General features: G+C 64.8%; 8 protein-coding genes. 4 read left to right on the top strand and 4 right to left on the bottom strand.

Translation table 11 applies throughout. The annotated features are described in order from the left end of the window. A partial coding sequence (locus QXF46_08685; protein ID MEM0226934.1) for an ATP-binding protein occupies positions 1-1,324 on the bottom strand: 1,324 nt, incomplete at its 3' end. An 86-nt stretch (positions 1,325-1,410) separates the two neighbouring features. Here QXF46_08685 and rbsK point away from each other — a divergent pair. After that, entirely contained in the window at positions 1,411-2,388 is a 978-nt protein-coding gene (gene rbsK, locus QXF46_08680) for a ribokinase (protein ID MEM0226933.1), read from the top strand. Here the strand turns inward: rbsK and QXF46_08675 are convergent. Next, entirely contained in the window at positions 2,351-3,154 is an 804-nt protein-coding gene (locus QXF46_08675) for a PH domain-containing protein (protein MEM0226932.1), read from the bottom strand. The two genes, rbsK and QXF46_08675, sit on opposite strands and share 38 nt — an antisense overlap. A 117-nt stretch (positions 3,155-3,271) precedes the next feature. Here QXF46_08675 and QXF46_08670 point away from each other — a divergent pair, with 117 nt between their 5' ends. Both QXF46_08670 and QXF46_08665 read left to right on the top strand, forming a co-directional pair. Continuing rightward, the gene (locus QXF46_08670; GenBank protein MEM0226931.1) at positions 3,272-3,985 is read left to right on the top strand and encodes a hypothetical protein; all 714 of its coding nucleotides are present in this window, start codon (positions 3,272-3,274) and stop codon (positions 3,983-3,985) included. Next, on the top strand, positions 3,982-4,881 hold the full coding sequence (locus QXF46_08665) for a hypothetical protein (protein ID MEM0226930.1): 900 nt from the start codon (positions 3,982-3,984) through the stop codon (positions 4,879-4,881). Before QXF46_08670 ends, QXF46_08665 begins: the two co-directional genes overlap by 4 nt. Here QXF46_08665 and QXF46_08660 read toward each other — a convergent pair. Beyond that, on the bottom strand, positions 4,816-5,535 hold the full coding sequence (locus tag QXF46_08660; protein MEM0226929.1) for a ribulose-phosphate 3-epimerase: 720 nt from the start codon (positions 5,533-5,535) through the stop codon (positions 4,816-4,818). The two genes, QXF46_08665 and QXF46_08660, sit on opposite strands and share 66 nt — an antisense overlap. A gap of 87 nt (positions 5,536-5,622) precedes the next feature. Between QXF46_08660 and xylB the strand changes: the two genes are divergently transcribed. Then, a complete protein-coding gene (xylB, locus tag QXF46_08655; protein MEM0226928.1) occupies positions 5,623-7,140 on the top strand; it encodes a xylulokinase in 1,518 nt (505 codons plus the stop codon). Positions 7,141-7,142: 2 nt separating this feature from the next. Here xylB and QXF46_08650 read toward each other — a convergent pair. After that, the coding region (locus tag QXF46_08650; protein MEM0226927.1) for a fibronectin type III-like domain-contianing protein at positions 7,143-7,372 on the bottom strand (230 nt) is incomplete at its 5' end.

The following is a 7,372-nucleotide window of genomic DNA, read 5'->3' as shown; positions in this document are numbered from 1 at the left end:
GGTGCACGCCCTCCTCGGGCTGGAACGTGAAGCCGGCTCTGCTGTAGAGCACGTAGACCTCCCTCCTCTCCCCCCTCCTCCAGGCGAACTCCTCCGCCTTCTCCTCCAGCTTGTAGAGCACGCGCTTATCGAGGGGTGTTTTCGACCACTTCACCTCCCCGAAGTACGCCGTCGAGCCCCTCTCGTCTACGGCGACGAGGTCGATCTCCACATCGCCCATCCACCACCTCCCGACCCGAGTGAAGCTCACTAGGCCCCTCCTCGCCAGTAGGGCGAAGTGCTGGTGCGCCACTTCTTCGAAGGCTTGCGCCGCCAGCTGGTCGATGAGAGGGGGTAGCTGCTGGGAGACACGGTCGTAGAGGCCTAGCTCCAGTAGGACCCTGCTGGGGTAGACCGCTTTGAACCAGAAGCGAGTGAAGTGGTCTCGGAGGTGGTAGCGGGCCCTACCCCTCCTACCCTCCTCGAGGAGAGGGTACCTCCTCTCGATGAGGTTCAAGTCTTCCTCGAGCACCCTCAGGTACTTCGGGAGCTCCACCACCTTCAACCCCGCCCTATCGGCGATCTCGCCGAACTGGGTCGCCCCCTCCGCGACCGCCCGGAGGATCTCAGCGTACCTGGAGGGGTTGCGCAGCTCCAGCTTGAGCAGGATGAGCGGCTCCTCCCTTAGTGGCGCCCCCGGCTTGAGCACGAGCTCCTCAACGTTCTCCAGAAGGGTTCGGTTCGGGGAGAGGCGGGACAGGTAGCCCGGCACTCCTCCGAAGACGGCGTAGCTCCTCACCCTGTCCTCCTCGCTGTAGCTGGGGAGGAAGGCTCTCACGGCTGAGTAGCTGAGCTCTCCCAGCTTCACCACCCTCGTTGCCCTGCCGAAGATGGGGGAGGAGGGTGAGGTGGCGACTCTCTCAGCGACCCCGACGGCTGAGCCCGAGAGCACGAGCAGCACGTTGCTCCTCGAGAGCCTCGCGTCCCAGGCGTGCTGCAGCTCCGTCAAACCGCCCGCCTTCAGAAGCCGCTGGAACTCGTCGATGACGATGAGCCTGACGTTCAGGGAGGCCAGCACCTCGTAGAGATCCCTGAAGCTCTCCAGCTTCGGAGGGTAAGGTAGCACCGCTTGCTCTGACAGCTGCTCGGCGAGATCCCTCAACGCCAGGTCCCTCTCCTCGTGGTTGACGCACAGGTAGACCCCACCCTTCCGCTTGAGGAAGAGGGAGAGGAGGAACGTCTTCCCTATCCTCCGCCTCCCGTAGATCACCACCAGCTCGCTCCGGCCGCTCGAGTAGGCCTGCTCCAGCACCCCCAGCTCGCTCTCCCTATCGACGAAGATCATACTGTGAAGTATAATACTCCAGAGTATAAAACTTTAGCTCATAAGAGCTGGAGCACAGTTATTTACCTCGGAGGCCCGCTTCAACCGTGGCTGAACCTTCGATCTGCGTCGTGGGGACCATGCACATGGACTTCATCGTCTACACCGACCGTCTCCCGAAGCCGGGCGAGACGGTCATCGGCAGGGGCTTCGAGATGCAGCCGGGTGGGAAGGGCGCTAACCAGGCGGTGGCAGCCGCCCGGTTGGGGGCTCGAAGCTCCCTGGTCAGCAGGGTGGGGAACGACTACGTTGGGAGGCTGCTGCTCGAGAACGCTGCGAGGAACGGGGTCGATACCTCGCACGTCCGGGTGGACCCGGAGTCGCACAGCGGCGTCGCCTTGATAATCGTTGGGGAGCGAGGCGAGAACGTGATCGCAGTGGCCCCCGGCGTCGACCTCAGGATCTCACCGGGGGACGTGGAGGCCGCTTTACCCGCGATACGGTCCGCGGACGCGGTGCTCGCGCAGCTGGAGATCCCCGTCGAGACCGCGCTGAGGGCGATGAGGCTGGCGAAGCAGTGGGGTCGGTTGGCCATCCTCAACCCCGCCCCGGCGAAACCCCTCCCGGAGGACGCGTTCTCGTGCATCGACGTGATCACGCCGAACGTGAGGGAGCTGGAGGCATTGACCGGGGCAAGCGTCGAGTCGGTCGAGGACGCGGTGGAGGCAGCCCACCTGCTCCTGGAAAGGGGGGTGGGCGCCGTCGTAGTGACGATGGGTAAGAGGGGGGCCTTGGTCGTTGATGGCAGCGGCTCCCGGCTCGTGCCGACCTTCGACGTGCCCGTGGTTGACACCGTTGGCGCGGGTGACGCGTTCAACGGGGCTCTCGCTGTGGCCCTCTCGCTCGGGGCTTCCATCGATGAGGCGGCCACCTTCGGCAACCTCGTCGCATCGCTGAAGGTGACGAAGAGGGGCGCGCAAGCGGGGCTGCCGAGGCTTGAGGAGGTGGAGAAGTTCGCCGAGCAGCGGGGGGCGCGCTTCAGCTTCCTCAATCGGCTCCGGCGAGCTTATCCCTCAGCTCCCTGAGCAGGCGAACCTGCTCCAGCCCAGCCCCCAGTGTCTCGCGCAGCCTGGATTCGATCGCATCCCTCACGGCCCTCGGCCTCCGGACTCCGTACAGGCACTTCCCGGGGTCCCTGCTAACCTCCTTCAGCGTCCTCGCGTAGGCTACAGCGACGGGGGCCCTACCGGCTCCAACCCCCACAGCGCGGGTGTAGTACTCCGCCCCCCACTCCGCCGCGCTCACCACGATGATCGTCCCGTAGTCGAAGACCCTGCCCAGCAGGCTCTGCTCCATGACGATCCGACCGATCGAGCTGTAGGGGATCGTCTGCTCCTGCCTCCTCCACACGCCCGACTTGATCGACACGCCCGCTTCCGAAACTTCGTAGCTGATCGACCTCCTCCTCACCTCGACCGCCGCGAGCGTGGCAAGGCTCGCCGCCAGAGCCCCGAGCGGGTACTGCTCCAGGAACCTTTCGACGAGCACGCCCACAGTGCCTCCCTCGGCTAGCACCAGCACGACCGGTAGGAGGAGGGAGAGGAGGGAGGAGGCGGCCGCCTCCGGGCTCCGCAGAACCCAGCCCACGACGAAGGCCGCGAAGGCTAGGAGGGGGGCTAGAGCGCCCGGGAGCAGCCGCGGTACGGCAGCGACCCGCGAAGCGATGAACTCAGCAAGCCAACCCGACAGGAGGAGGGTGTAGACGGGGGTTAGGGCGAGCGCGTACTTCCTCGCGAACCCCGCTACCGACGGCTTAACCCTTAAGACGGCGGCGCTGCCCACCTGCACCACGTTAGGGCGCGGAAACCAGGCATTTACGCCTTCCGCAGCTTCGGGCTCCACTGCTCCAGCTAAACTGTTCAAACTTCTATAACTTAAACCTTAAGGAGCATTCCTCCAGCTCCGCCCGTGAGGCCGAGCCAGCTCGTAGCTCTCACGTCCCTGAACGCCGCGCTATACGCGGCCCTGGGCTACGCCAGCTACTTGGGCCTCTTCGCCCCGGCGATAGGCGTCGTCCGCTTCTGGCCCTCGGTGTTCGTGCCGGCTCTCTTCGCCGTGCTCTTCGGGGAGCTGGTGGGCGGGCTTGGCGCAGCCATCGGCATCTTCATCAGCGACATGCTGATCCACGGAAACGCCCTGCTTAGCTTGACGGTCGGCGTCCCTGCGAACTTCCTCTGCTTCTACGTTGTCGGCTACCTACACCGCAGGTTGAGGGAGGGCAGGAGGTGGCTGGTTGCAGCGCTCCTCGAGGAGGTGGGGGTCACCGCCCTCGTTGCCGCTGCTTGGCTCGCCGGGCTGCTGGAGTGGCCGGTCGCAATGGCCTACTTCATCGGGATGGCCGCGTCGATCGCCTTCACCCTAGCCTTCGGGGGCGGCCGCTACCCGCTCATCACCTTCTCCTGTAGCACCGGCCTGATCCTCGGGTCCGCGATCATCGGGCTCGGTGTCTACGCGTTCAGCCAGTTCTTCGTCCTCCCGGGCGGCGGAGTGAACCTGCCGCTGGCCGCAGCCCTCCTCTGGTTCCTGTGGGTCTACGTAACGGAAATACCTTTCATGGTCGCGCTCGTCCCACCGATCGCCCGGGCCGCGGGTAGGGTGCTGCCGGCGGTGAAGAGCAAGTGAGAGTAGCCCAAGCCTTCTCGCCCGCAGGCCTCTCCGGGCTCTTCTCCGCTCACACCGCTCCACAGGACGTTTACAGGAAGGGGGCGCGCGGCGCTGGCCTAGCTCTCTCGCGCGGTGTGAAAGTGACGGTTAAGGTGGAGGAGGGTGAGGAGGCTCGTTTCGAGTGCTACTTGAACGGCGAGAAGTCCGAGCTGGGCTTGGCGAGGAGGGTCTTCGAAAGGGTCGCGAGGAGGGCTGGCCTCGATGGGCGCTACAGGGTTGTGGTAGAGCAGGAGGTGATGGTGCCGATGGGGGGCGGCTTGGGCTCCAGCGGAGCCAGTGCTTTGGCCACGGCTCTAGCGGTCGGGAGGGCTCTGGGAACGAAGCTGAGCTTCCTCGAGCTGGCTCGCGAGGCTCACGCCGCCGAGGTTGAAGAGGGGACTGGGCTCGGCACCGTATCAGGGCTAGCCGTGGGGGGCGCTGTTGCCGTCGTGAGGCCCGGCGCACCGGGCTACGACGCCGTCGTGAGACTCGTGGCCGACTCGAGCCTGCGCGTGGTGGTGGGCTTCTACGCGCCGATCAGCAAGCGCGAGGTACTGAGGAGGGATCTTTCTCGGGTCAACCTGCTGGGGTTGAGGGCCTTAGCCGACCTGCTGCGCGAACCAACAATCGAGAGGTTCATGCAGTGCTCGAGGAGCTTCGCGGAGCAGGCCGGCTTCATGACCGAGCGGGTGCGTAGGGCTGTAGAGGCCGCTGAAGCTGCCGGTGCTCTCGCAGCCTCGCAGGCGATGATCGGGGAAACGGTCTTCGCGCTGGCGGATCCCGACGTGGCCGGGGATGTCGAGGAAGCGCTAAGGGGGCTGGGGGCGAGGGCGTTCACGGCCGAGATCCACTGGGGCCCCGCCTACGTGCTCTAGCATCCTTGCCTTTACCTCCCTCGCTGCCGCCTCCGGATCCCCGCTCGCGAAGATGGCGGAGCCCACAACCACGATGTCGGCCCCCGCCCTCACGACGTCCCCGACGTTCTCAGCCTTAATGCCCCCGTCAGCGGCGATCAAGTAACCGTACCCCTCCCTCTCCCTCAGCTCCCTCAGCTGAGAAACCTTCCTCAGAGCGCTCCTCAACATCTTCTGCCCACCGAGGCCGGGCTCCACGAGGAGCACGAGGACTGCGGAGACTTCGGGGAGCAGGAGCTCCACGGAGCCCACGCTCGTGACCGGGTTCAGCGCGATCGCAGGCTCGAGACCGAGATCCCTCACACCGGCGAGGAGGCGGAAGGGCGATCGCGAAGCCTCAGCGTGGAGGTAGACCCTGGAGACCCCCGCCTCGGAGAGCTGGCGGATCAGCGGGTCGGGGTCTTTCACCATGATGTGCGCTTCACCAGGTACTTTCACCCTCCTGAGGAGGCAAGCGGCCACGCGGGGCCCGAAGCTGACCGTGGGTGTGAAGCTCGTGTCCGCCACGTCGAAGTGGAGCAGGTCCACTCCACCCCTTATGGCAGCCTCCACGTGCCGCAGCAGTTCGGCGAAGTCCGCGTCGAGGATCGAGCCCGAGAGCAGCGGCTTGCGCACGCAACCACCCTAGAAGCTCGATATATAGGCCTTAACCTATAATTACGACCTCTTTAAGCCATCCAGGGGGGTGGAATGCCGCTATTCATGGGGATTGACGTGGGGACGACTGGATCCAAGGTCCTCCTTATTGATGAGCGGGGGCGCGTGATCGCTTCGCACACGACGGAGTACCCTCTGTACACGCCTAGGGTCGGTTGGACTGAGCAGAACCCGGAGGATTGGTGGGCTGCAACCGTCCAATCGATCCGCGCTGTCCTGGAGAAAGCCCGCGCGAAGCCGGAGGACGTTGAGGGCGTTGGGCTCACCGGCCAGATGCACGGCCTCGTGATGCTCGACGAGAGCTTCAAAGTGATCAGGCCAGCGATCCTCTGGAACGATCAGCGGACGGGGGAGGAGGCCGCCTACATCAACTCGAAGATCGGGCTCGACAGGATCATCGCTATAACGGGCAACATAGCCCACACCGGCTTCACCGCGCCCAAGCTCCTCTGGGTGAAGAGGCACGAGCCCCAGAACTTCGCGAGGATGCGTAAGTTCATGCTGCCTAAGGACTACGTTGGCTTCAAGCTGACCGGCGAGGTTAGGACGGACGTCAACGACGCCTCGGGTACGTCGCTCTTCGACGTGAAGAGTAGGCGCTGGTCGTACGAGCTGGTTGAAGAGCTCAGCATACCCAGCGAAGCGCTGCCTGAGGTACTCGAGTCACCGGAGGTCAGGGGGGAGGTGACTTCGGAGGCCGGTGAAGCGACGGGGTTGAGGAAGGGTACACCGGTGGTCGCCGGAGCGGGGGATCAGGGCGCCGCGGGCGTCGGCGCGGGCGTAGTGGAGGAGGGGATCGTCTCGGTGAACATCGGGACCTCCGGGGTTGTCTTCACCCACAGCGACAGCTACCGCTACGACCCGAAGGGCAGGCTGCACGCCTTCTGCCACGCCGTCCCCGGCGCATGGCACCTGATGGGGGTGATGCTGTCGGCTGGCGGCAGCTTCAGGTGGTTCAGGGATAAGCTGGGCCAGCTCGAAAGGGGGTTGGCGGATCTACTCGGCGTGGACCCCTACGAGCTCCTAACCAGAGAGGCGGAGCAGGCTCCACCGGGCTCGGAGGGCCTCATCTTCCTACCCTACCTCGCTGGGGAGCGCACGCCACACGCCGACCCCTACGCTAGGGGCGTCTTCTTCGGCCTCTCCCTGAAGCACGGCAGGCAGCACATGGTTAGGGCCATCCTTGAGGGCGTGTGCTACGGCTTGAGGGATTCACTGGAGCTGATGAAGGCTCTAGGCATCAAGCCTCGTGAAGTGCGGGTGCTAGGCGGCGGCGCGCGCAGCGCTCTCTGGAGGCAGATCCTAGCGGACGTGTACGCCTGCGACGTGTACACGATGGAGGTCGACGAGGGCTCCTCCTTCGGCGCGGCCATCCTGGCGAGCGTTGGAACGAGAGCCTACCCCAACGTGAGAGAGGCTGTCAAGTCAATGGTCCGCACGCGCGACGAGGTGAAGCACAACCCAGCTAACAGCGCCCTCTACGAGAAGTACTACAGGCTCTACACGGCCCTCTACCCGGCTCTGAAGGAGCACTTCAAAGCGCTGGCCGACGTACTCGGCTAGCTTTAAGGCTTGAACCTAACCTCGCTCTCCACGGTGAACGTTCCTTTCAGCCTTATATCCCTCGATGAGGACCCAACCCTAACCTCGTAGACACCGCTTTCCACCACCCACTCCCTACCATCGAAGCTGGCCAGCGATTTAACGTCGATCGCCAGCTCGATCCTCTCGCTCTCTCCCGGGTTGAGCAGCCTCGTCTTCTTGAACGCCTTCAACTCCTGGAACGGCTTATCCA

This window comes from Thermofilaceae archaeon (genome assembly GCA_038731975.1).
Classification (GTDB): Archaea; Thermoproteota; Thermoprotei; order Thermofilales; family Thermofilaceae; genus JANXEW01.
The sequence above is the reverse complement of the archived record's forward strand: the minus strand, read 5'-3'. Positions and strand labels throughout refer to the sequence as shown.

Excerpts from the sequence above, each read along its gene's own strand:
- xylB (MEM0226928.1), top strand. The coding sequence starts at position 5,623 with ATGGGGATTGACGTGGGGACGACTGGATCCAAGGTCCTCCTTATTGAT.